The sequence below is a fragment of the Pedobacter ginsengisoli genome (genome assembly GCF_030244015.1).
In the GTDB taxonomy this organism is placed as follows: domain Bacteria; phylum Bacteroidota; class Bacteroidia; order Sphingobacteriales; family Sphingobacteriaceae; genus Pedobacter; species Pedobacter ginsengisoli.
Genome location: NZ_JASSYX010000004.1, coordinates 735,715 through 758,515, shown reverse-complemented (window position 1 = coordinate 758,515; position 22,801 = coordinate 735,715). Strand labels below are relative to the sequence as shown.

Annotated in this window: 24 protein-coding genes; 16 read left to right on the top strand and 8 right to left on the bottom strand. The window is 43.9% G+C overall.

The window, feature by feature from the left end:
* Positions 1-52: 52 nt before the first annotated feature.
* From lpxD to QEP08_RS20605, 6 genes are all read left to right on the top strand, one after another.
* Positions 53-1,126 carry a UDP-3-O-(3-hydroxymyristoyl)glucosamine N-acyltransferase gene (gene lpxD, locus QEP08_RS20630; RefSeq protein ID WP_285060657.1) on the top strand — a complete coding sequence of 358 codons (1,074 nt, stop codon included), beginning with the start codon at positions 53-55 and terminating at the stop codon, positions 1,124-1,126.
* 3 nt (positions 1,127-1,129) lie between these two features.
* Positions 1,130-2,542, top strand: coding sequence for a bifunctional UDP-3-O-[3-hydroxymyristoyl] N-acetylglucosamine deacetylase/3-hydroxyacyl-ACP dehydratase (locus QEP08_RS20625; protein ID WP_285060655.1), 1,413 nt, complete (start codon positions 1,130-1,132; stop codon positions 2,540-2,542).
* On the top strand, positions 2,539-3,324 hold the full coding sequence (lpxA, locus tag QEP08_RS20620) for an acyl-ACP--UDP-N-acetylglucosamine O-acyltransferase (RefSeq protein WP_285060654.1): 786 nt from the start codon (positions 2,539-2,541) through the stop codon (positions 3,322-3,324). Before QEP08_RS20625 ends, lpxA begins: the two co-directional genes overlap by 4 nt.
* Before the next feature lie 9 nt (positions 3,325-3,333).
* A complete protein-coding gene (locus tag QEP08_RS20615) occupies positions 3,334-3,948 on the top strand; it encodes an ABC transporter ATP-binding protein (RefSeq protein WP_285060652.1) in 615 nt (204 codons plus the stop codon).
* A gap of 156 nt (positions 3,949-4,104) precedes the next feature.
* On the top strand, positions 4,105-4,665 hold the full coding sequence (gene efp, locus QEP08_RS20610; RefSeq protein WP_285060651.1) for an elongation factor P: 561 nt from the start codon (positions 4,105-4,107) through the stop codon (positions 4,663-4,665).
* Between the two features lie 299 nt (positions 4,666-4,964).
* Positions 4,965-5,540 (top strand): 5-formyltetrahydrofolate cyclo-ligase, encoded by a 576-nt coding sequence (locus QEP08_RS20605; protein ID WP_285060650.1) that lies wholly within the window; start codon positions 4,965-4,967, stop codon positions 5,538-5,540.
* Positions 5,541-5,591: 51 nt separating this feature from the next.
* On the opposite strand, the gene QEP08_RS20600 is transcribed toward QEP08_RS20605, so the two are convergent.
* Positions 5,592-6,362 carry an exodeoxyribonuclease III gene (locus tag QEP08_RS20600; protein ID WP_285060648.1) on the bottom strand — a complete coding sequence of 257 codons (771 nt, stop codon included), beginning with the start codon at positions 6,360-6,362 and terminating at the stop codon, positions 5,592-5,594.
* Positions 6,363-6,366: 4 nt separating this feature from the next.
* Complete coding sequence (locus QEP08_RS20595) at positions 6,367-6,987, bottom strand: peptidylprolyl isomerase (protein WP_349019051.1); 621 nt, start codon at positions 6,985-6,987, stop codon at positions 6,367-6,369.
* 247 nt (positions 6,988-7,234) lie between these two features.
* Between QEP08_RS20595 and QEP08_RS20590 the strand changes: the two genes are divergently transcribed.
* From QEP08_RS20590 to ygiD, 5 genes are all read left to right on the top strand, one after another.
* The gene (locus QEP08_RS20590) at positions 7,235-7,627 is read left to right on the top strand and encodes an HYC_CC_PP family protein (RefSeq protein ID WP_285060645.1); all 393 of its coding nucleotides are present in this window, start codon (positions 7,235-7,237) and stop codon (positions 7,625-7,627) included.
* A gap of 88 nt (positions 7,628-7,715) precedes the next feature.
* Positions 7,716-8,252 carry a heavy-metal-associated domain-containing protein gene (locus QEP08_RS20585; RefSeq protein WP_285060644.1) on the top strand — a complete coding sequence of 179 codons (537 nt, stop codon included), beginning with the start codon at positions 7,716-7,718 and terminating at the stop codon, positions 8,250-8,252.
* Between the two features lie 3 nt (positions 8,253-8,255).
* Positions 8,256-9,062 (top strand): hypothetical protein, encoded by an 807-nt coding sequence (locus tag QEP08_RS20580; RefSeq protein WP_285060643.1) that lies wholly within the window; start codon positions 8,256-8,258, stop codon positions 9,060-9,062.
* A gap of 80 nt (positions 9,063-9,142) precedes the next feature.
* Entirely contained in the window at positions 9,143-9,712 is a 570-nt protein-coding gene (locus QEP08_RS20575; protein ID WP_285060642.1) for a YceI family protein, read from the top strand.
* Between the two features lie 60 nt (positions 9,713-9,772).
* The gene (ygiD, locus tag QEP08_RS20570; protein ID WP_285060641.1) at positions 9,773-10,600 is read left to right on the top strand and encodes a 4,5-DOPA-extradiol-dioxygenase; all 828 of its coding nucleotides are present in this window, start codon (positions 9,773-9,775) and stop codon (positions 10,598-10,600) included.
* Here ygiD and QEP08_RS20565 read toward each other — a convergent pair whose 3' ends face one another.
* Complete coding sequence (locus tag QEP08_RS20565; RefSeq protein ID WP_285060639.1) at positions 10,601-12,001, bottom strand: aldehyde dehydrogenase family protein; 1,401 nt, start codon at positions 11,999-12,001, stop codon at positions 10,601-10,603.
* A gap of 115 nt (positions 12,002-12,116) precedes the next feature.
* On the opposite strand from QEP08_RS20565, the gene QEP08_RS20560 reads away from it, so the two are divergent.
* The 4 genes from QEP08_RS20560 (at position 12,117) to QEP08_RS20545 (ending at position 14,651) form a co-directional block, all read left to right on the top strand.
* Entirely contained in the window at positions 12,117-13,298 is a 1,182-nt protein-coding gene (locus QEP08_RS20560; protein ID WP_285060638.1) for an FAD-dependent oxidoreductase, read from the top strand.
* A gap of 150 nt (positions 13,299-13,448) precedes the next feature.
* Positions 13,449-14,081: a peroxiredoxin gene (locus QEP08_RS20555; protein ID WP_285060637.1), complete on the top strand. Its 633-nt coding sequence runs from the start codon at positions 13,449-13,451 to the stop codon at positions 14,079-14,081.
* A gap of 13 nt (positions 14,082-14,094) precedes the next feature.
* Complete coding sequence (locus QEP08_RS20550) at positions 14,095-14,406, top strand: thioredoxin family protein (protein ID WP_285060636.1); 312 nt, start codon at positions 14,095-14,097, stop codon at positions 14,404-14,406.
* Complete coding sequence (locus QEP08_RS20545; protein ID WP_285060635.1) at positions 14,403-14,651, top strand: DUF6952 family protein; 249 nt, start codon at positions 14,403-14,405, stop codon at positions 14,649-14,651. The genes QEP08_RS20550 and QEP08_RS20545 overlap by 4 nt, the downstream gene beginning before the upstream one ends.
* A gap of 92 nt (positions 14,652-14,743) precedes the next feature.
* Here QEP08_RS20545 and QEP08_RS20540 read toward each other — a convergent pair whose 3' ends face one another.
* The 5 genes from QEP08_RS20540 to QEP08_RS20520 all read right to left on the bottom strand — a co-directional run bounded on the left by QEP08_RS20540 (position 14,744) and on the right by QEP08_RS20520 (position 22,123).
* Complete coding sequence (locus QEP08_RS20540; protein WP_285060634.1) at positions 14,744-17,332, bottom strand: phosphoenolpyruvate carboxylase; 2,589 nt, start codon at positions 17,330-17,332, stop codon at positions 14,744-14,746.
* A 242-nt stretch (positions 17,333-17,574) separates the two neighbouring features.
* A complete protein-coding gene (locus QEP08_RS20535; RefSeq protein WP_285060632.1) occupies positions 17,575-19,122 on the bottom strand; it encodes a DHA2 family efflux MFS transporter permease subunit in 1,548 nt (515 codons plus the stop codon).
* Positions 19,123-19,124: 2 nt separating this feature from the next.
* Entirely contained in the window at positions 19,125-20,168 is a 1,044-nt protein-coding gene (locus tag QEP08_RS20530; RefSeq protein WP_285060631.1) for an HlyD family secretion protein, read from the bottom strand.
* A gap of 22 nt (positions 20,169-20,190) precedes the next feature.
* Positions 20,191-21,507 (bottom strand): TolC family protein, encoded by a 1,317-nt coding sequence (locus tag QEP08_RS20525; protein WP_285060629.1) that lies wholly within the window; start codon positions 21,505-21,507, stop codon positions 20,191-20,193.
* Positions 21,488-22,123 carry a TetR/AcrR family transcriptional regulator gene (locus QEP08_RS20520; RefSeq protein WP_285060626.1) on the bottom strand — a complete coding sequence of 212 codons (636 nt, stop codon included), beginning with the start codon at positions 22,121-22,123 and terminating at the stop codon, positions 21,488-21,490. Before QEP08_RS20520 ends, QEP08_RS20525 begins: the two co-directional genes overlap by 20 nt.
* A gap of 321 nt (positions 22,124-22,444) precedes the next feature.
* Here QEP08_RS20520 and QEP08_RS20515 point away from each other — a divergent pair, with 321 nt between their 5' ends.
* Positions 22,445-22,768, top strand: a complete 324-nt coding sequence (locus QEP08_RS20515; protein ID WP_285060625.1) for a DMT family transporter — start codon at positions 22,445-22,447, stop codon at positions 22,766-22,768.
* Positions 22,769-22,801: the final 33 nt, after the last annotated feature.

The window sequence follows — 22,801 nt, the reverse complement described above, 5'->3', positions numbered from 1 at the left end:
AATCCTAAATAGGTTTATTTGTTCATATCAATTTAACATATAACTTTGTAAAATGCAATTTACTGCCAAGCAGATAAGCGAATTTATAAACGGTACGATCGATGGGGACGCTAATGTAAAAGTTGGGGAACTTTCAAAAATAGAAAATGGTAAAGAAGGATCCTTATGCTTTTTGTCCAATCCGAAATATGAAAATTATTTGTACACCACAAATGCTTCAGTGGTCATTGTCGGACAGGATTTTATCCCGTCGCAACCTGTAAGCAGTACTTTAATAAAGGTTGCAGATCCCTATAGTGCATTTTCTCTGTTGCTGGAAAAATATAACGAAGCCGTTAATCAGGCGAATGTGCAATCGGGGATTGAACAGCCCTGTTTTATTCATCCGACAGCAAAAATAGGAAAGAACGTATTTATAGCGGCATTCTCTTACATTGCAGAAAATGCAGAAATCGGGGACAATTCCAAGATAAATGCACAGGTCTATCTCGGCACAGATGCAAAAATAGGTGAGAACTGTGTCATTTTTCCAGGGGTAAAGATATATAACAAATGCATTGTGGGAAACCGGGTGACGATCCATTCAAACGCTGTTATCGGAAGTGATGGTTTTGGCTTTGCACCACAGGCTGACGGGACCTATTCCAAGATCGCCCAGATCGGTAATGTGGTTATTGAGGATGATGTCGAGGTGGGGTCAAACACAACCATCGACCGGGCGACAATGGGCTCTACTTTTATCAGAAAGGGCGTTAAGCTGGATAATCTGATACAGATCGCACATAATGTCGATGTGGGCGAACATAGTGTCGTTGCTGCACAAACCGGGATTTCCGGAAGTACAAAACTGGGCGAAAAGTCTGTAATAGGCGGACAGGTCGGGATAGCCGGACACCTCTCTCTTGCCAAAGGCACACAAATAGGGGCTCAGGCAGGCATCAATTTCAGTACCGCAGAAGAAAATAAGCAGTGGCACGGGAGTCCGGCGCAACCCCTGAGGGACTGGATGAGGGCGTCGGTTATATTTAAACAGCTGCCGGCCATAGAAAAGAGGATTGCATCTTTGGAGGCCATGATCTCGGATTTGAAAACAATAATTGAACAAAACAGTACAATATCAAAATAAAGAATGAACGTTAAGCAAAAAACGATTAGAGCTGAAGTTTCCGTAAAAGGGGTCGGTCTTCATACAGGAGCAAATGTTACCTTAACCTTTTGTCCTGCACCTGAAAATCATGGTTTTAAATTTCAGAGGATAGATTTACCGGGAAGCCCAATAGTTGATGCTGATTGCGATAATGTGACCGATACGGCAAGAGGAACGACGATATCTCAGAATGGCGCGAGTGTAAGCACCGTGGAGCATGTGATGGCTTCTTTGGTTGGAATGGACCTGGATAATGTATTGATGAAGCTGGATGGTCCTGAGACTCCCATAATGGATGGAAGTGCGATCCTGTTTTTAGAGGCTCTGGAAAATGCCGGGGTACAGTTGCAGGACGTTGACCGTGAATACTTCCAGATCCCTCATAACATTACTTATACAGAACCTGATAGAAAGGTGGAGATCGTTGCGATGCCGCTTGATGATTACAGGTTTACCTGTATGATCGATTACAATTCACCAGTATTGGGAAGTCAGCACGCAGGAATATCCAGCATTGCTGAATTTAAGAGAGAAATCGCTTCCTGCAGAACATTTTGTTTTTTGCATGAGCTGGAATATCAGCTGCAAAATAATCTGATCAAAGGCGGCGACCTTAACAATGCCATCGTAATCGTTGACAAGGAAGTTACAAAAGAAGAACTGGACCATTTGGCGACTATTTTTAACAGGACCGCCATGGAAGTCGCGCCGCAGGGAATACTTAATAATATGGAATTGCGGTATCAAAATGAACCGGCAAGACATAAACTGCTGGATATGATCGGTGACCTCGCTCTGGTTGGGGTGCATTTAAAAGGACACATTATGGCTGCCCGTCCGGGTCATGCCGCCAATGTTGCATTTGCAAAGAAAATTAAAGCAGCTATCAAAAAAGAAAAGAATAAAAAAGTACAGCATGTATATGATCCGTCTGTAAAGCCTCTTTATGATGTGGTACAGATCATGGATATTTTGCCGCACCGTCAGCCCTTCCTGTTTATAGACAAAATTCTTGAGCTTTCTAAGACACATGTTGTCGGTGTAAAGAACGTGACGATGAACGAGGAGTTTTTTAAAGGCCATTTTCCGGGCGCACCGGTATTTCCTGGTGTGATTCAGATCGAGGCGATGGCCCAAACCGGGGGCATTCTGGTTTTGAGCACTGTGCCTGATCCAAGAAATTATCTTACCTTGTTTTTAAAGATTGATAATGTACGCTTCAGGGCGCAAGTTTCGCCCGGAGATACAATAGTTTTCAGATGCGACCTTATGGAGCCGATCAGAAGGGGAATTGCCCAAATGAAAGGCGTTGGAATGGTAGCCGGAAAAGTTGTGGTCGAAGCAGAGATGATGGCTCAAATTGTAAAAGTTAAAGATAGCGAACCCGTATCATGATACAACCCCTAGCGTATATACATCCGCAAGCGAAAATTGCCGATAATGTTGTTATAGAGCCTTTTGCAGTAATTCACAAAGATGTCGAAATTGGTGAAGGCACATGGATCGGATCAAATGTAGTGATCATGGACGGGGCAAGGATTGGCAAGAACTGCAGGGTTTTCCCTGGCTCTGTTATTTCGGGAGTGCCGCAGGATCTGAAGTTTGCCGGAGAGGTGACAACTGCTGAGATCGGCGACAACACTACGATCAGGGAATGTGTCACTATAAACAGGGGCACAAAAGACAAATGGAAAACAGTCATAGGCAGCAATTGCCTTATTCAGGCTTATTCTCATATCGCCCACGACTGTGAAGTCGGTGATTACTGTATTTTCTCAAACAACACCACACTGGCCGGACACATTACTATTGGCAATTATGTCGTTTTAGCTGGGTTGGTGGCCATACATCAGTTTGTTAAGGTAGGTGCCCATGCATTTGTAACCGGGGGCTCACTGGTACGTAAGGACGTACCTCCTTATGTTAAGGCTGCCCGCGAACCGCTATCTTATGCCGGGATCAATTCAGTTGGTTTGAGAAGGCGTGGGTTTTCGTCTGAAAAGATCAATGAAATCCAGGAGATCTACCGTGTATTATTCGTTAAACACAATAATGTGACTAAAGCGCTGGATATGATCGAAGCGGAATTTAAGCCAACTGAAATCCGGGATGAGATCGTTGATTTTATCCGCAACTCTAACAGGGGTGTGATGAAGGGCTTTGGATCCGGAAGTTAGGTAGTCCAGATGGTAATTGATCTTGAAAATACAGGAAGGAGATTCAACCAGGAATGGATTTTCAGAAATCTAAGCTATCAGTTCCGTCCTGGAGGCCGGTATGCCATACTCGGTCCGAACGGGTCGGGCAAATCAACCCTGCTTAGTATGATTTTAGGTAATTTATCGCCCTCTGAGGGAACGGTCAGCTATACTGACGGGAGGCAGATCTCTGCGGAAGAGATCTACGGGCACCTTAGTTTTGCTGCTCCTTATCTGGATTTGATCGAGGAGTTTACATTGCGGGAGACAATAGACTTCCATTTTAAATTTAAAAGACTTTATGCAGGGCTTAGCCAGGACGCGGTTCTGGACGTGCTTGGACTCACAAAGTCACAGGACAAGGCGCTGAAATACTTTTCTTCAGGAATGAAGCAAAGGACTAAACTGGCACTGGCCTGTTGTACGGATAGTAAAATCCTTTTGCTGGATGAACCGACATCAAATCTGGACAAAGAAGGGATGGCCTGGTACCAGCGTTTAATTGAAAATTTCACCCTGGATAAGATGATAATTGTCGGATCAAATCAGGAAGAGGAATATTCGTTTTGTAACCATTTCGTTCGTATAACGGATTATAAGTAACTAAATATATATTTGTGTTGAAGCAAAATGAGGCTTGGTTTAAGCTTAAACAGGCCCGTAAAAATATTTTCAAATAACTATTGTGTAATTAATAAATAGTCTTTACCTTTGCGGCACGAAAAAAGGCCGATAGTAAGGCTCAATTTCAAAAAGAAAATGGCAAAAGCATCAGAAGTAAAAAATGGTAATATCCTTCGTTTTAACGGAGAATTGGTACAAGTAGAAGAATTTCTACATCGTACACCAGGTAATCTTCGCGCTTTTTATCAGGCGAGAATGCGCAATGTTAAAACCGGTAAACTTGTAGAATACAGGTTTCGTGTGGATGAAGATGTTGAAATTTGCCGTGTTGAGACTAATGATTACCAATATTTGTATGAAGACGGTGATGCGCTAGTTGTAATGGATAATACTTCTTACGAGCAGTTTAACATACCGAAATTACTATTTGGGAAAAGTGTTAGATTCTTGAAAGAAGGAATGAATGTGATCATCGCTTTTGAAAGTGACGAGCCGATTATGGCACAAACACCTTCACACGTAGAGTTAGAGATTACCTACTCGGAGCCTGCGGTTAAAGGCGATACTTCTACAAATGCGCTTAAATACGCGACTGTAGAAACCGGAGTGGAGATCAAAGTGCCAATGTTTATCAATCAGGGCGATAAGGTTAAGATTGATACCCGCACAGGTGATTATATTGAAAGAGTAAAATAAGAATTTTCATAGTTTAGTTTTAGGTTTAGGTTGATTGAGGCTTCGGAGTGGTTCCCGAAGCCTTCTTTTTTATGCGCTTTTTTTGCTTTTCGGAAAAATCAATGTCCGCTTCTGAGGCTGGAACCTTTTCGCTGCGCTTCGTCAAAAATTCCTATGCCTCCTCTGCGGAACATTGATTTTTCTCCGGGCGCAAAAATTGGGCGCATAAAAATAGGCAGGTTCGGGAATTTGGGTGGGTATGTAAAGTTGGGTGCGCAGCTTGGTTAAGCGCTTAATTGTTTATTATTATCTTTGTTTTGATGACAAAGAAAGAACTTAGAAAAGTTGCAGGGGAACAGCGAAAGCTATTGTCTGAGGCTGAGGTTGCTGTGTATAGCAGGGCTTTGCTGGATCATTTTTCTTCGTTTGATCTTTCAGGGGTAAAGACCATACATATATTTATTCCCATCGCAGAAAAAAAGGAGCCGGATACTTTTATTTTTATTGACTGGCTGGCCATTCATCATCCGCAGATTAAGATCATTGTGCCTAAGGCAGATTTCAATACGGCATTGATGAGCCATTATGTGTATCCCGGAAAGGAGGCGCTAATAAAGAATCTTTACAATATTCTGGAGCCTCAAAAAGGGGAGCTGCACACTGGAGAAGTTGATATGGTGGTGATTCCAATGCTTGCCTTTGACGAAAGAGGGTATCGGGTGGGCTATGGGAAAGGTTTTTATGACCGCTTCCTGCTAAATGTTGATACACTGAAAATAGGACTGTCTTTTTTTGGTCCTGTTGATCTGATTGCTGATGTCAATGAATATGATGCACGGCTGGATCTTTGCATTACTCCTGAAAAAATATATGAATTTAAGAGTAAAAAATATTGAGCTATCATAATATCTGCTCTGCAAATGGATTGATCTGCTTGAAATTTTGTGCTAAATATCCAGTTCCAGCAACACCGGGCAATGATCGGAATGAACGGCGTCCGGCAAAATGGTTACTTTTTTTAGCTTCCCCAGCATAGGCTGGGTAGCCAGATGATAGTCGATGCGCCAGCCGAGATTCTTTGCCCTGGAATTGGCCCTGAAGCTCCACCAGGTATAGTGATGGGGGTCTTTGTTAAAATGCCTGAAAGTGTCTATAAATCCGTTCTGAAGGAATAATTCCATCCATTCTCTTTCTTCCGGCAAAAAGCCTGAGGAGTTGGCATTTGATTTTGGATTGTGAATGTCCATTGCGGTGTGGCAAATGTTGTAGTCCCCGGAAATGATGAGGTTCGGGATTTCTTTTCGCAGTTCGCCGATATAGGCATCAAAAAACCTCATGAACTCATATTTTTTTACTTGTCTGTCTTCACCGCTGGATCCTGAGGGCATATAGAGGCTCATCAGAGAAAAACTGTCGAAATCGGCTCTCAGGATGCGCCCTTCTTTATCTATCCACTCTTCCCCACAGCCATATTCGACATGGTTCGGTTTGATGCGGGTCAATATCGCGACGCCGCTATAGCCTTTTTTCTCCGCTGGAAACCAGTAATGATGGTATCCCAATTGTTCGATCAGTGCAAGGATATCGGGAATTTGAACCGGCAGGGCTTTGACCTCCTGCAGGCAGACCATATCTGCATCTGTGGCCTGCAGCCAGCCAAAAAAGTTCTTTGTAGAGGCGGAACGGATGCCGTTGACATTATAAGAGATAATCTTCATGAAATTATTTGAGGGTAATGTTTAATGTTTTTTCCAGTTTTCTGGCTGCTCTCCGTTTTAGAACCGTGACGGTCATTTTCACATCAGCAAGAGGCCGGTCGTGTATGTCTTTGGTGACCGCAGCAATGGCGTCTACCATAGCCAGTCCGCTGACAATTTCTCCGAATATGGTATAGCTGCGGTCAAGATGCGGAGTTCCTCCTAAAGTTTTATAAACTTCTCTTTGCCACAATGGGATCTTGAATTTTAGCCGGTTGGTTTCAGCGGCATCCAGCTGTTCGTCGGTAAATACCTTTCCCTGGACCAGATAGAACTGGCTGCCGCTTGATGCTTTTTCAGGATTATTGTCCCTCGCCGCCGCCAAAACTCCTTTTTTGTGAAATAAGCTGTCATTAAATTCTGCCGGTACCGTATAGCCAACAGAGCCTTCGCCCAATTGTTCGCCTGGTTTGGCTGATTTCGAATCCGGATCGCCGCCCTGGATCATAAAGTCTTTGATTACACGGTGGAACAGTGTTCCGTCAAATGTCTTTTTTTTGGCCAGTTTAATAAAGTTCTCCCGGTGCTTTGGGGTTTGGTTGTAAAGCATGATGATGCATTCACCAAGATCTGTCTTTATCTTCACATATTGATGTTTAGGCTTTGCTGCGAAAGAAACGGTGAAACAAATACTCAAAAGAAAAATAAAAAGTCTCTGCATAATGGAATTTGAAAGTACGGCTAAGTTAATCTAAATCTGCTTTATTCAAATGTCATAGCACCGCATTATTTTTAGCGCAAAGGCCCCGGACAAGGCAATTGCAATTATTATTTTATAGTTTTGTATAATCTGGAAAGGCCGCATTGCCCTGATCCTGATCTCTGAGATGAAGATGAAGCAAAAAATAGCAATTGGACTGTGTGTCTTTTACCTGATCAGCGTGATCGGGCTTGCTATGAGTATGCATTTTTGTGCAGGAAAGCTATCATCTGTACGCTTTATAGAAACAGCAAAATGCAAGGCATGTACTAAAGACAGCAAAATAACCAAAAGTCATCACTGCTGCAAAACAACAGCGGTCGCCTTTAAGGTAAAAGACAGCCACCAGGCCGGAACGAAAGTCAAGCTGCCCGGCAACTTTAGCTTGCAATTGTTTTTGGGTGCGCCTTTAACCTATGTGTTTAAAGCGATGATGCCGGAGACTTTGCGCCCAGCAGAAAACAAGGTTCCACCCCTATCTTCCATTATTTCTTTACACCTTTTCAATTGCGTTTTCAGGAATTAGACCGCCGGTAAATTGATCTCCGAATGCTTGAGAAAGCAGGGAGAGTGACGCTCAATAATGATTTACGACGATTTAAAACAAATTAAAAATGAAAACGATTCAATATTTAAGCATATTCCTTATTTTTTTAGGTGCCGGCAAAGTATCTGCCCAGCAAATATCTTCTGCTGAACTGCAAGTAGCAGGGCTAACCTGCTCCATGTGTTCACAGGCCACAGAAAAATCACTGAGATCTCTGGATTTTATAGAAGCCGTTAAACCCGACCTTAACAAGAACATTTTTGTAATTGATTTTAAAAAAAGCAAAACGGTAAGTATTGATCTGATCCGGAAAAAAGTTCAGGATGCTGGGTTTTCAGTTGCAGGACTTTCTGCGGTTTTCAATTTCAATAACCTTAAGATAGATGAAAACGGACAAGCGGTGGACGGATCTGAGATCTATAAATTTTTTAATGCCAAAAATAAAACGCTAAATGGAGCGGTCAGGGCCAGCGTAATAGATAAAAACTTTATTCCGGCCCCTGCATTTAAACAAAAAGCGGCGCAGTTTAAAACAGATACCTACGTAAGCGGCTATGGAACAATAAATGGCAAGAAGACGAGGATCTATCATTTAGCCATCTAACAAATGGGATCGTTCAGATTATTGGTTGCGCTTGTTCTGATGACAAGCGTTGCCAAATCTCAGGAATTGTATGTTTTTACTGAGCCGGCCAGCAATATGGCTTCGGGATCGTTGGGGGTGAGGCTCACCAATGAGGGATTTTTCAGCCCGGATTTTTCCAGCCGGAGCATAGGTGAGCTGATGGTCGGAGTTAACAAGAACCTGATGGCCCATGGCCAGGTATTTTTTTCGGACATGGACGGCCGCTATCGGTTTGAAGGGGGGAGCTTTTATGCCAAATACCGGGTGCTCTCCCTGGACGGGATAAAGACACATTCAAGGGTCTCTGTTTTCGGCCGCTGGAGCAGCAGCAGACGCCCGCTGTATACTGAAGACATTAATTTGGAGGGAGACAACAGCGGAATACAAGGCGGATTAATATTTACGCAGCTCCTGCATAAACTGGCATTGTCCGGAACCCTGAGCTATACCAAGGCATTCATTGACAAGGATCTGCAATGGGCCAACATGCCCGGCCCGGACCAGATGATCGGCTATAGCCTGTCGTCAGGGTATCTGCTGTTTCCCGTAATTTATAAAGATTACAACCAGCCCAATTTAAACCTATACGTTGAACTGCTCGGCAAAACCAATCCGTCAAACGGCAGGTCCTATCTTGACCTTGCTCCCGCAGTTCAGGTGGTTTTAAACAGCCGGACCAGGATTGACCTTGGTTACAGGTTTCAGGCAGTCGGAAATATCGGGAACCGCTATACTAAAAACATGTACCTGGCAAGAGTGGAATTCAATTTTTTTAATGTATTTAATTGAGCCGGCACAATTTCTTATCATACATCAACAACGGCTAATCAATAAAGGTCATATCTTTATAAATCATTAACTTAAAAAATATGAAAAAGGTTTTATTATTACTGGTTGCCCTAACAATCAGCGCTGCGTCATTCGCACAAACAAAATGGACAGTAGATCCCATGCACTCCTTCGTCACATTCTCTGTGAAGCACATGGGTATTTCATTTGTCGATGGGTCTTTTAAAAAATTTGACGGCACAGTGGTTGCTTCCAATGCAGACCTTACCGATGCCAGTATCAATTTTACAGTGGATGTTGCCAGCATCTCTACCGACGTAGAGCAGCGTAATAACCATTTAAAGAGCGATGATTTTTTTAACGCGGAAAAATATCCTAAAATGACTTTTGAAAGCACAGGGTTCAAAAAAGTGAGCGGAAGCAATTACGAGCTGAGCGGCAAATTAACCATCCGCGACGTAACTAAAGACGTTAAGTTTGATGTGGTATATGGCGGCACAGCCCAGCAGCAAGGTAAAACTAAAGCGGGTTTCTCGGCAACAACTACAATCAACAGGCTGGATTATAACATAAAGTTTGATCCTAGCGGAGCTGGAGTAGCTAAAGATGTCAAGATCAATCTTAACCTCGAGTTTTTCAAGGCTCAGTAAAACAATAAAAATTATCAGGCTTGCGATGACCATTCGCAAGCCTGTAAAAACAGCTATAATATGTCCTCCCTGTCCCAGTTCAAAACATTTACAGGCAGTCTTCCTTTACTGGAAAACATTATGCCCGTGCTTTTTATTGGTCACGGATCTCCGATGAACGGGATTGAGGACAATGAATTTAGTTTGAAATGGGCCGAACTGGCCCGAGACATCCCCAGTCCCACAGCCGTATTGGTAGTGTCTGCACACTGGTTTACCAGGGGGACACACATTACCGCTATGGATTTTCCGCAGACCATTTATGATTTTGGAGGATTTCCACAGGCACTGTTTGATGTTATTTATCCCGCGCCAGGGCTTCCGGCGCTCGCTATAGAAACCGCAGGACTGATCAAGACCACAAGTGTTGGCCTGGATCACGACTGGGGTCTGGACCATGGTGCGTGGACAGTGGTCAGAAGAATGTATCCTGAAGCCAATATACCTGTATTACAACTCAGTATCGATTATACAAAAGATGCCAGCTATCATTATGAGCTGGCGAAAGAACTTTCCTTCCTTCGCAGAAAAGGTGTTTTAATATTGGGAAGCGGAAATATGGTCCATAACCTGAGGATGATGAGCTGGGAAATGATCAATGGCGGTGGTTACGACTGGGCACTGCAGATCAGTGATAAATTCAAAAACCTGATTTTGAATAACGACCATTTGCCGCTGCAGGCTTACCACAACCTGGGCAAAGAAGCTTTACTGGCCATTCCCACACCGGAGCATTACCTCCCGCTGATGTACACTCTCGGATTAAAAACGGAACAGGATGCAGTTTCCCTTTTCAATGACAAGGCAATTGGCGGCTCGCTGACCATGACCTCGGTTCGTATCGGCTGATCAGAATAGCTTCTTCAGCAATTTCAGCACCCATTGTTTAGTACGGTATGGTGGATAAATCAGGCGCGTCAGGTTTGGTCCGGACTGAAACACAACTGATCGTTCATGTGAAAAAGCCTTGAAACCATAGTGCCCATGACAACTGCCCATTCCGCTTGTACCAACTCCTCCAAAAGGAAGTTTTGGATTGGAAATGTGTACCAGCACGTCATTGACACAAATGCCGCCTGAACTGGTATCACGAATAATTTGCTTGGTCACAGCGGCATCTTTACTAAAAATATAGAGCGCAAGCGGCTTGCTTTTCGCATTGATGAGGGCAACAGCTTCGGTAAGATTTTTATAGGGGACTACAGGAAGGAGCGGGCCGAATATTTCTTCCTGCATCAGCGCTGAATCCAAAGAGGGGTTTAATAAAATTGCAGGACTGATCGTCAAAGTTTCTGCCTGTGCGAGCCCGCCGTAGACAAGCTCTGCACCTTTAGCTGTTGCGTCTGTGATCAGTTCGCATAGGCGCTTAAAATGCCTTTCATTTATAATTTTCGCATAGACATCCAGGTCGGGTGCGGCGGAGCCGGAACAAAATAAAGCCTCTGCAGCCGAAATGTAATGCCCGGCGAATATTTCCATCATATGTTCCGGAATGAGTACATAATCCGGCGCAATGCAAGTCTGTCCCGCGTTGATGAGCTTTCCCCATGCAATTTTTTCCGCGGTCTTTTTGAGGTCTGCAGAGGTGTGGATCACAACAGGCGATTTTCCACCCAGCTCCAGTGTTACGGAAGCCAGGCTTTTCGCTGCAGCTTCCATGACGATTTTTCCAATTGCAGTACTGCCGGTAAAAAAGATATGATCGAAGGGCAGCTGCAGCAATTCGGAGGCGACTTCCGCACCCCCTTCGAAACAGCAGACTTCTTGCTGGTCAAAACAATCTTCAATCAGACTTGCCATGACAGTACTTGTAGCAGGGCTTAATTCAGAGGGTTTGAGTATGACACAGTTGCCCGCAGCAATGGCCGAAACCAGCGGGCTCATGAGCAGTTGAAAGGGATAGTTCCAGGGTGAAATGATCAGACATACCCCCTTAGGCTGATAATAAATCCTGTTTTTCGCAAAAATATTGGTTATTGCCTTTCCTGCCCTTCGGGGTTTCATCCATCCTGTTAAATGGCGGATTGCATGATTAATCTCCCCATAAATGAAAATCACTTCACTTACAGCGGCCTCAAATTCATTTTTGCGCAGGTCTTTCTTTAGAGCTTCATACAACCGCTGTTCATAGCTTTCAATAGTCGACCTTAACCGCCGGAGCTTTGCTATCCTTTCTCTAGCAGTACTGGTAGAAAGAAGAAATTTGTGGCCTTGCTGGGCGGTAAAAACAAAAGCAGAGTTATTGGGCATAATGATTTGTTAACACCTGAAATGTTAAAATAGGTTAAATTAAATACCCTTTACTACATTTATATCGTAAATCAATTCAATTGAAGGATATTGCATGTAAAATTAAATATACAAAATGAAAAGGGTATTTTTTGTTGTTTTTTCTGCAATGGTCTTTGTCTGCAGTTCAATTGCACAGACTACCAAAACAGGGGTGCTGGTGATTGGAAATGGAAATAACGTCATAGGAGCGGGGATTCAGGCTGCGGTATCGGGTGTTAAAACGGTAATCTTATTGCCCGGACCGGGATTTGAATTGTCGCCTGTCGGAAAAGACCAGAATTCAGGTATTGCAGCAGAATTTTTAAAGCGTCTAAAAGCAGATAATTTTGATGACAATACAGCAAATGTCGTTTTGAAAGTTTGGACGGACAGTCTCAAAAATCTCACTGTGATGAGAAATGCAACCTGGTTAAAGATCAAAAGATCAGGGAGCGGATGGGTTATGGAGCTCAAAGACGGGAAAAAAATAAAGGCCGGAGTTTTGGTCAATGCTGACAAATCAGAGAAAGCTGGCCGGGAGTTGGGGATACCCGACGAAAAAGCCGCGGTATTGTGGCAACCGTTCAATTATGAAAACAACACCTACCGAACCAGTATTGCTGCAGGTTATTTTACCAATAACAACACTGCAAATGTCCTGTCGCTTTATCGGTTTTTAAACCCGCTTCAGGAGAATCTGGTCACCCTTGATCCGGCACAGGAAAGTTTCGCCGCCGGACAGGCTGCCGGAGCTACAGCAGCTTACGCTTCTTTTTATAAACGAAAAACTTCAGAATCCAATTTAAAGATCATTCAGGGGGAACTGATCAACTATAAGCAAAGTCTCGTTCCTTTCAAAGATATAGACCCGGCTGACAGCAACTGGAAGGCCATACAGTTTATTGGGGTCACAGGTGTGCTGAAGGCAGGTATTTCCGGAGCCGATGCCTACTTCCGGCCAGATCAGACGGTCACAACGGAAGAGATCAGGCCAGTTATCAAAGAATACTATTACAAAGCTCAGATCTGGTTTGATGACCACAAAGAACAACAAATGAGTATAGCCAGCGTACTGGACCTGGTGTCTGTTGTTGGCAATAAATCGTTAAAGAACACGACCGAAGAAGTGAAGAAAAAATGGAAGACAACGTACCACTTCAAGACGGAGTTTGATCCCGGGAGGATCGTTACGCGCCGGGAATTTGCTGTTCTGGTCAGCGAATACCTAAAGCCCTTTGATGTCAATATTGACAAGAACGGGAGGGTGGTCCGTTAACATAGCTAAAATTAATAAATCAGATAATGATTATAGGATTTGTCTATAAGAGTATCAATATTAAGTATGCCGGATTAGTCCGGCTTCTTTGTTTTTGAAGTTCAGTTGGCGTACCTTTGCGCCAGAAAAAACATCAAAATAAGTATAATTATGGCAATAGTAGGTAAAAAATTCCCAAGTGTAAGCATCGATGCAATGTCCGAAATGGGCGATGATTTGAAAATTAATGTATTTGAAGAAGCTGTCAGTAAACAAAGCAAAGTTTTATTATTCTGGTATCCAAAAGATTTCACTTTTGTGTGCCCGACAGAACTGCACGCTTTCCAGGCCGCGCTGCCTGATTTTGAAAAAAGAAATACCATTGTAATCGGTGCTTCATGCGATACCAACGAAGTTCACTTTGCATGGTTGAACACGCCCAAAGATAATGGCGGTATCGAAGGTGTAACTTACCCTATTCTGGCAGATACACACAGACAACTGTCTAACATCTTAGGCATTGTTGAACAGGAAGTTGAATATGATGAAGAAGGCAATGAGATCTTTTCTGGTTCAAACGTTACTTTCAGAGCGACTTATCTGATCGATGAAACCGGTAAAGTTTTCCATGAAAGTGTTAACGATATGCCTCTGGGCAGAAATGTAAAAGAATATTTAAGATTAATCGATGCTTACGCGCACGTTCAGAAACATGGTGAAGTTTGCCCGGCAAACTGGGAAGAAGGTAAAGAAGCGATGAGCGCCAGCAGAACGGGCGTTGCTGAATATTTGAGCGCTAACTAATCAATCGAAAATTATGTTTTTAGAATTAACAGAAGATAATCTTCAACAATATGTTGCTGAAAACAACAAAGTAATGGTCCAGTATGCCGCGTCCTGGTGCGGAAACTGCAGAATCATGAAACCAAAATTCAAAAAGCTGGCGGCAGAAAACGAAGATGTCACCTTCCTGATCGTGGATGCAGAAAAACTTCCGGGCTCACGCAAATTAGCGAATGTGGACAACTTGCCAACTTTTGCAGCCTTTGAAGGGGGTGCTTTGGTACATCAGGTCCAAACCAACAAGGCTGAATTGTTAAATGAATTATTTGATAGAATAAAATCATGAAGATACCGGTTATAAGACAGTTGTTCCAAAATAATACTCCGGAGGATCTCCAGGCCACTCTAAATGTTTTAGAGGCCTTTTGTGAATTCAGAGGGGTCAGTGAAGAGGAAATAGACGTTGCGGGAGAGATGATCACGAATATCTGCGGAGCGCTTGAAGTGCACGAAAGCGTAAAGTCAGGGGTAGCCGAAAGGGATGCCTTAAACGCATTTGGCCAAAAAGTAATGGGGTCAATTGACAGGTAATCCCGTCGCTTTCCTGTCATACCGGGGCGGCTAAGCAAAAAAGAGGGCATCCATAAAGGTGCCCTCTTTTTTTTGCCGGTCAGCAGGGATACCTACGCCAGGTTTCTTCCCGCATTAACAATACCATATACCGTCCTGATCGCCAGCTTTTCATAGGACTGTTGCTGTTCTTCAGGAAGCTCACCCTGAAGTTTTTCCAGGGCATAGTGCTGGATCAATACCAACGGCAGAACAATTTTCTCTCTGACGGCGATAGAGCGCTTCTCAGCCGGATAATTCTCCATTAAGGCTGCTTGTCCGGAAAGCTTCAAAAGCATCTCCTTAGAAAGCTCAAATTCTTCATGCAGGACTTTCCAGAACTCACCATATTGTTTGTCATTTGCAAAATGCGCCGTAATTGCAAAGTCGGATTTGCTCATCGACATCATGCAGTTCTCCACAATCGTTTTAAAGTAACCGGACTCGTTATAAGTTTCTACTACTTTATCCCAGTTGCCTTGCTTTTCCTGATTCTTTAATGCCGTCCCAACGCCATAAAAACCCGGGATATTTTGTTTAAGCTGGCTCCAGGCAGTCACAAAACTAATGGCCCTCAGGTCTTCCAGTTTCAGAGCCCCGCCGGAATTTCTTTTTACCGGCCGGCTGCTGATCGTGATCTTCGATAATAAGGTCAGCGGAGAGAATTTCTCCAGGTAACTCAGGAACAGCGGATGTTTACGCAAAGCAACGAAAGCCTCAAAACTATCTTCCGCCATCTCATCCAGCAGATGTTTGTTTACCGGGTCCAGCAGAATGTTGTGTTTTTCTCTGATCCCTGCGGATATCCCAGCATTGATCAGCTGTTCAATGTTAAATTCGGCGCTGTCTATAGAGCCATACTGTGAGCTGATGGTCTGTCCCTGTACGGTCAGCTGTATGTTTTTATTCGCGATTTCCTTGCCCATCGAAGCATAAAAACGGTGGGTCTTGCCCCCGCCTCTTGACGGAGGACCACCCCGGCCGTCAAAAAATGCAAGCTGAATGTTGTGTTTATTTGCAGTAGCAGTCAGCGATACTTTGGCATTAAAGATCGACCAGTTGGCCATCAGGTATCCGCCGTCTTTTGTTGAGTCGCTAAAGCCCAGCATGATGTCCTGTTTATTGCCCCTGTTTTTCAGGTGGCTTTTATAAAAAGGATGTGAGTACAAGGTCTCCATGATCTCCGCTGCGCCGGCAAGGTCATGAACGGTTTCAAACAAAGGAACAAAATCTATTGACAAGTTGTCTTCTCTCCAGCCATTCCACAGGAACAGCTCTATCAGCTGCAAAATATCGCTTGCCTGCTGGCAATTGCTGATGATGAAGCGGTGGCAGGCGAGTTCACCGTTACTTTCCTGGATCTGTCTGATCTCTGCAATGGTCTGCAACGTGTCTTCTGTTAATGCATCTCCTTTTTCATTGTAGATCACCCTGGCGCTTTTGAAAGACAGGGTCTTGATCTTTTCTGCTTCAGGCAGATCATTATAATTGTCAGGGAACAATGATATGATTGGCTTGCTCTGCCTGCAGTAAGTATGAACATCTCTGAGCACCCTGCTGTCCTGCCTGATGTCCAGGGAGGCGAAGTGGCAGCCGTAGAGCTCCACTTTGCGGATCAGATCAGATACCAGATCGGCAAATAGACCGTCATGATCCTGGTTAAGGGTGTTTTTAATATCATTCAGGTGCGTGATCACATCTGAACAAATGTTTTTCAGTTCTATGTTCGGATCAAAGGCATTTTGATAAAGAATATCATGCACAATGGCGATAGAATCCTCGACTCCTCTGAAGGTAATACGCCTTTTCAGGTTCCTGAAATCCCGGTAATAGCAGCGGAAAAGAATCTGGCGCAGCATTTTAGACACCTGTATGGTAGAATCAGTATGCACATTAGGATTTCCATCACGGTCTCCTCCCGGCCAAAAACCAAGTTCAACGATCTTCTTAGGCTCCAGGCTATACTCATTTAAGGTTTTGTCAATGCCCGACTGGATATTGGCCGCGGCGAAATAGAATACATTTTCCAGGTACCAGGCAAGACTCAGGGCCTCATCAACCGGTGTTGGAGACTTTTTATTGAAGAAAGGCGTTTTTCCCAATTGCTGCAACAGCAGATGTATGTTAGAGATCTCATTGGTCTTGATTGCAGTTGTGAGGTCGGTAATGATGGACAAAACACTGCCTGGATAGAACTGAGTGGGGTGTGCCGTTAAGACGAGACGTAATGAAAAGTCCTCGATCAGTTTTTCGATCTTATCGCTTAGCGGGTTGTTGTCCACCCCTTTCTTCAGGTAAGACAACAGCGCATTTTCTTCATCATCCGCATTCAGCTTGTTGAAAGAAGCGTCCTCAACCGCATCAAACAGGACCACCTGTCTTTCTATGTACTGGATGAAACGGAAAAGGAGGTCTATGACGTCCCTGGTAGCGGTAGTCTGGGTATATTTTTTAAAGAAAGAATCTATAATTTCTGCGGGTGTCTTATGGTCATTTATACCATCTTCGCAGTACTTAATAAACAGGGGCAGCAAGGTACCGGTATCTTTGATCTTGTAAAACGGAAGGGTAAGGAAAAGGCTGTTATAGAGTTCAAATCTGGATACTACTTCATTGTTAAATACGGATTCTCGCTGTCCTTTTGCACGTTGTTTCTGCATCATATTTAAAGGATATTTTTCGGGGCTTAAGCTACCAAAAATCCCCTAAAAAAACGACCCCGGCATGGCCATTATTTTAATTTTGATATTTTTTCAAAAATCTGTAACTTAGCGTCATAGGGATTAAACAAATTATTTTAAACTTATGTGCTGATTCTGTAGCGGAGACGCAATAAATGAGGCAGTAATTGTTAATTTTTTTTGAGTAGAACAGCCGTTAAGAGAATCTTAACGGCTGTTCTGTTTTAATGCAGATCGGCCGGAACCGCAACATTCTTTTTAAATTTCTGAAGATAAAGCAGTGGAATTGAGCACAAAAGTATCAGTCCGGCTACCCAATAAGCATCGCTATAGGTCAGCAGCAAAGACTGCTTTGTCAGTGTTCCTTCGATGGCTTTGGCAGCCAATGTTTTAGCGTCCAGATAAGTATACCCTTTAGCCATAAAATTTTTAATGAAACCATTGAAACGATCTGTAAAGGCCGGGTTGTATTCATTGATGTTGACCAGCAAGCTGCTGCGGTGGAATCCCTGGCGAACATGGATCAGGGTGGTCAAAGCGGCAATACCAAATGATCCTCCCAATTGCCTCATCATATTGTTCAATCCTGAGCCCTGTCCGATCTCCGCACCTTTAAGATCCTGTATAGCCAGCGTAGTCAACGGTACAAACAACAGCGCCATCCCTACTCCGCGGATCATCAGCGGCAGAAAGAAATCACCGGTACCCGATTGCAGTGTTGAGTTGCTGAGCATCGAACAAAAAACAAAGAAGAGGAACATTCCTATGGTCGCCATAAATTGGGCCGGTATATTTTTCTTCAGCATAATACCCACAAAGGGCATCATCACGATGGTACACAGTCCTCCCGGAAACAACAGCTCACCGGTTTGCAGAGGCGAAAAGCCCAATAAGTTCTGACAAAATACAGGAAACACAAAGACGGATCCGTACAGACCAAAACCAAGGATAAAGGAAGTGAACATACCTACGGAGAAACTTCTGTGACGCATGATCTTAAAGTTGACAATGGGATGGTCAGTACTCATTTCCCGCCAGATGAACAGCAGCAAGCCCAGGACAGAGGCAACGGCAAGCGCAGTAATGTACGGAGTAGCAAACCAGTCTTCGCTTTCCCCTTTTTCCAGAACAGTTTGCAGGCTTCCGACAGCAATGGCCAGCAAAGCAATGCCCCACCAATCTACCGGCTGTCCCTGTCCGTCTTTAGGGGTCTCCCTCACAAACATATAGGTACAATATGCCGCGAGAATCCCGACGGGAATATTTACATAGAATATCAAAGGCCATGAACTGATCTCGAGGAGGTAACCGCCGATAGTCGGACCTACAGTAGGGCCTACAACTGCACCCAGCCCAAACAAGGCCGTGGCAATACCAACATCTTCACGCGGCCAGGTCTCTATTAAAATGGCCTGGGCAGTAGAGATCAATCCTCCGCCGGCAAGTCCCTGCAAGATGCGGAATGCGATCAGCTCCTCCAGGTTGGTTGCGTTTCCGCACAGGAAAGAAGCGACGGTAAACAGAATGATGGAAAAAAGAAAATAATTCTTTCTGCCAAACCTGCTGCCCAGCCAGCCGGACATAGGCAGTACAATTACATTGGCTACAGCATAGCCCGTGGATAGCCAGGCCACATCCTCCAGCGTGGCACCCAGATTGCCCTGAATCTGTGGTATCGCTACATTGACAATGGTGGTATCGATCAGCTCCAGTAAGGAAGCTGTGATGACTGTAAAAGTGATGACCCACTTTTTTAAACCTTTTTCGGCCATTGTTAATCTTTTATAGAAACAGAGACTTTAACACTCATACCCGGACGCAGCCTGGACATGATTTCTTTAGGAGCATTGGAGATCTTAATTTTTACAGGCACACGCTGTACGACTTTCACAAAATTACCAGTGGCATTGTCCGGGGGCAATAAAGATCCTTTAGCGCCTGTAACCGGTGCAAAGTTGTACACCACTCCGGAAACATCTGCGTCAGGAAAAGCATCCACTTCAATCTTTACTTTCGATCCCGGTTTGATGTCTTCCAGTTGCGTTTCCTTGAAGTTTGCTGTGATATAAATACTGCTGTCATTAACAATAGAGAACAATGACTGCCCCGCCTGTACCAGCTGGCCTTTTTGTACATTCTTTTTAGACACGATCCCGCTCGAAGGCGCTTTGATCTCGGTATAAGTCAGCTGCAATTTCGCAAAATCAACATCCGCCTGATGCTGCGTTACGCCCGAATTGCTTACTGCCAGCTGGGACTGCGTGGTACCAACTTGTTTTACGGCAGCGACATACTGGTCTTTCGCGGCAGTAAAAGCAGCCTGTGCCGATTCCTTTTCAGCCTTGGCCTGATCAAATGCCTGCTGGGTAATAGAGCCATCCTTTACCAGGTTGGCATAGCGGTCATAATCCTTTTGTGCAAGCAGCAATTTTACCCTTGCAGCTTCAATATTTGCTTTGGCGGTACTTGTATTTGCGGCAGTGGCTGCAATCTGTGACTGAGAAACTCCCACACCTGCACTTGCCCCTTTTTGTCCCGCTTCAGCCTGTTCCAGCTTTACTTTAAAGTCACTGTCGTCGAGTTTAACCAGTACATCACCTTCGTTTACACGGGTGTTTTCTTCAAACTTTATTTCCTGAACATAGCCGCCTACGCGTGCGACTACCGGACTGATGTCGCCATCGATCTGCGCATCATCAGTATCTACATGTTTGCTGTAGTAGATATATTCCCTGGTGCCAAAAATGGCGCCCAGAACGAGGAGCACTCCTAATATGACCGGGATTACCTTGTTTTTCTTTTTCTTTTCAGTTGTCATTGCTGTAATTTGTTATGGTATTTTATTGGGCGATTTTTCCAGTTGATTTTAATAAAGTATAATAAGCCAGTCCGGCATCCGCTTTCGCAATTTCCAGGTTGATCTTTGCCTGGTAGAGCAAAGTTTCCGCGTCTATCCTGTCAATGGCAGAAGCCACATTGTTCTTGTATTTGGAAGCCAGTAACTTGTCATTTTCGGTAGCCTGAGCGATAGAAGTTTCTAACACTTTGATCTTGTTGGTCGCTAGCTGATAGTCCTGATAATTCTTGTTGATCTCTTTTTTGACCTCATCTGCGACCATGTCTTTTTGAAGCGTCACATTCTTTTGCTGAACCCGGGCTTCGCTCACTTTGTTTTTATTGGTCCAGAGGCTGCCAATGTTCCACGAAATGTTGGCCCCCACTGTTACCGGCATAATGAACTGATCCGTTGGCGGAATAAATTTGCCGCTGGGATTGATGTAATACAAGTTCGCACCCACACCTATAGTTGGCCGTGTATTGGCTTTTATAGATTTGATGTTGACGTCAGCCACGCGGTTTTGCAGGTCCAGCTGTCTCAGTTCCTGACGGTTGCTGAAAGCCATATCCAGGTAAGCACTCAGTCCATCGGCAGGTTTAAACACATTCTCAGGTTCTGAGATCTCTATCTCCGTGTTTTCATCCAGCCCAAGTAATATATCGAGATTATAATTGATCACCTTCCGGTTATTTTCAATTTCCATTTCGGTGAGCGAGACATTGGCCTGCTGCAATTGAAACCGCAGCACATCGTTTTTGGTAACAATTCCCTGTTCAAAAAAGCGCTGTGCCTGTTTCAGCTGACTGGCAATGGATTCGAGGTTTTGGGCCACTACCTTCTTGCTTTGCAGGACTTTAAACAAGGAATAATAAGTATTGATCACTGCATAGCTGATTTCCTCTTTATCTTTGTCGGCATCCAGCTTAGCAACCTCAGTGAGCAAACGGGTTGACTCCTCCGCGTACTTCAGCTTTCCGCCGCTGTAGATCAGTTCTTCTACCGCCGCCGTCCCCACAAAAGCATCTGCACGTTTCGGTAAATGAATGGGGTCAGCACCGCCGATACTCAATGTATTCGTAGGTATTTCGGCATGGTTATATAAGAAAGAAGCATTTGCAGAAGGCAAAGCGTTGTCTTTAACCGTTGCCAGCTTAGCCACAGCCTCTTCTACTTTATTTTGCGAGAGCTTCAGGTTTTTGCTATTGCTGACACCCAGAGCTATTGCTTCTGGCAGGTCAAGTTTTTTTACCTGCTGCGCGTAAAGCATTCCCGGAAACAGCAAAGCAGATAAGATTAGTTTATTGGTATTGCGTATCATTTTGCGGAGTTAAGTATATCGTAATGAGGTCTTTCAAGTGCGCGATCAGCCTATCGGTAATCACTTTGCGGTCTTTATGGTTGTTGATGTCCAGCCCCGTTCCTGAAGTGATCTTTGCGGGGGATATGGCTACTTTACTGATGGTACCCATCAGGGTCAGAATGAGCATACGTACGTCTATTTGCCTGAAACTGCCATTAGCGATTCCATCATTGACAATAGTTTCTATGACCAGCTGGTTTTCAGCCATGGCGTTTTCTATGTTGCTAAACATTTCAGGTCTTTGCGGCAATGAAAGCTCACGGTGCATCATTTTATGAAAAGTGTGGTTGCGAAGAATGCGTTTGGCATATTCTTCAACAACCTTCAGCAGCTTTTCCATGCAGGTGCCGTCGCTGTGACTGATGTTGTTCAAATGTTCCTTAAAATCTGCTATTCTTTTGCTCATGATTTCCATAAACACCCCTTCCTTTGATCCGAAGTAGTAATTGATCATGGCCATGTTTGCACCAGACTCTTTTGCGATCTGCCGGGTTGAAGTCCCTTCATATCCCAGTTCAGAAAACAGCTTTTCTGCTGCTTCAATAATCCGGGTTCTCTTGTCTATTCTTTCCATGTCGTCATTTGACGACGCAAAATTAATCAATCGATTGATTAATTTGCAATAATTGTAACGAGGTGCCGTTTATTGACTAACTATTGACAAAAGTCAGTTGTGAAACATTGCAGAGGTAACTCAATTGAATTCCTTTTATGATATGGGCTGCATTAATTACGTCATTGCGAGGCACGGAGCAATCCCCTGTTTATGAGATTGTTCTGTACGGTGTTATGAAGCTATGACTACATCAAAAATCATCAGGTTATGGCCATAATTGAAAAATATACAATAATCTCCTGTTCATTGTTCTACTTTTACAGTTTAAAACAACTTTCTATGAGCTGGATCATCTTGATAATTGCCGGATTATTTGAAGTAGGATTTACTACTTGTTTGAAACTGTCCAATAACTTTACGAACCTCAAATGGTCAATTGCTTTCGCATTGTGCATTAGTCTGAGCTTCTATTTTTTAAACAAAGCAACCCAAACCCTGCCTATGGGCACGGCCTATGCAGTTTGGACGGGTATTGGTGCAGTAGGAACAGTACTTGTGGGCATCATCTATTTTCAGGAACCTGCCAATTTCTGGCGAATATTTTTCATCGTCACCCTGATCGGATCTATACTCGGTTTAAAGTTCTTTGCCGGAAGTCATTAATTGTCATAAGAACACTGGCCTGCCCTGCATATC

Bases quoted from the DNA above. Each gene is read 5' to 3' on its own strand.
- lpxD (WP_285060657.1), top strand. From the start codon at position 53: ATGCAATTTACTGCCAAGCAGATAAGCGAATTTATAAACGGTACGATC.
- QEP08_RS20625 (WP_285060655.1), top strand. From the start codon at position 1,130: ATGAACGTTAAGCAAAAAACGATTAGAGCTGAAGTTTCCGTAAAAGGG.
- lpxA (WP_285060654.1), top strand. From the start codon at position 2,539: ATGATACAACCCCTAGCGTATATACATCCGCAAGCGAAAATTGCCGAT.
- QEP08_RS20615 (WP_285060652.1), top strand. From the start codon at position 3,334: ATGGTAATTGATCTTGAAAATACAGGAAGGAGATTCAACCAGGAATGG.
- efp (WP_285060651.1), top strand. From the start codon at position 4,105: ATGGCAAAAGCATCAGAAGTAAAAAATGGTAATATCCTTCGTTTTAAC.
- QEP08_RS20605 (WP_285060650.1), top strand. From the start codon at position 4,965: ATGACAAAGAAAGAACTTAGAAAAGTTGCAGGGGAACAGCGAAAGCTA.
- QEP08_RS20600 (WP_285060648.1), bottom strand. From the start codon at position 6,362: ATGAAGATTATCTCTTATAATGTCAACGGCATCCGTTCCGCCTCTACA.
- QEP08_RS20590 (WP_285060645.1), top strand. From the start codon at position 7,235: ATGAAGCAAAAAATAGCAATTGGACTGTGTGTCTTTTACCTGATCAGC.
- QEP08_RS20585 (WP_285060644.1), top strand. From the start codon at position 7,716: ATGAAAACGATTCAATATTTAAGCATATTCCTTATTTTTTTAGGTGCC.
- QEP08_RS20580 (WP_285060643.1), top strand. From the start codon at position 8,256: ATGGGATCGTTCAGATTATTGGTTGCGCTTGTTCTGATGACAAGCGTT.
- QEP08_RS20575 (WP_285060642.1), top strand. From the start codon at position 9,143: ATGAAAAAGGTTTTATTATTACTGGTTGCCCTAACAATCAGCGCTGCG.
- ygiD (WP_285060641.1), top strand. From the start codon at position 9,773: ATGTCCTCCCTGTCCCAGTTCAAAACATTTACAGGCAGTCTTCCTTTA.
- QEP08_RS20565 (WP_285060639.1), bottom strand. From the start codon at position 12,001: ATGCCCAATAACTCTGCTTTTGTTTTTACCGCCCAGCAAGGCCACAAA.
- QEP08_RS20560 (WP_285060638.1), top strand. From the start codon at position 12,117: ATGAAAAGGGTATTTTTTGTTGTTTTTTCTGCAATGGTCTTTGTCTGC.
- QEP08_RS20555 (WP_285060637.1), top strand. From the start codon at position 13,449: ATGGCAATAGTAGGTAAAAAATTCCCAAGTGTAAGCATCGATGCAATG.
- QEP08_RS20550 (WP_285060636.1), top strand. From the start codon at position 14,095: ATGTTTTTAGAATTAACAGAAGATAATCTTCAACAATATGTTGCTGAA.
- QEP08_RS20545 (WP_285060635.1), top strand. From the start codon at position 14,403: ATGAAGATACCGGTTATAAGACAGTTGTTCCAAAATAATACTCCGGAG.
- QEP08_RS20540 (WP_285060634.1), bottom strand. From the start codon at position 17,332: ATGATGCAGAAACAACGTGCAAAAGGACAGCGAGAATCCGTATTTAAC.
- QEP08_RS20535 (WP_285060632.1), bottom strand. From the start codon at position 19,122: ATGGCCGAAAAAGGTTTAAAAAAGTGGGTCATCACTTTTACAGTCATC.
- QEP08_RS20530 (WP_285060631.1), bottom strand. From the start codon at position 20,168: ATGACAACTGAAAAGAAAAAGAAAAACAAGGTAATCCCGGTCATATTA.
- QEP08_RS20525 (WP_285060629.1), bottom strand. From the start codon at position 21,507: ATGATACGCAATACCAATAAACTAATCTTATCTGCTTTGCTGTTTCCG.
- QEP08_RS20520 (WP_285060626.1), bottom strand. From the start codon at position 22,123: ATGGAAAGAATAGACAAGAGAACCCGGATTATTGAAGCAGCAGAAAAG.
- QEP08_RS20515 (WP_285060625.1), top strand. From the start codon at position 22,445: ATGAGCTGGATCATCTTGATAATTGCCGGATTATTTGAAGTAGGATTT.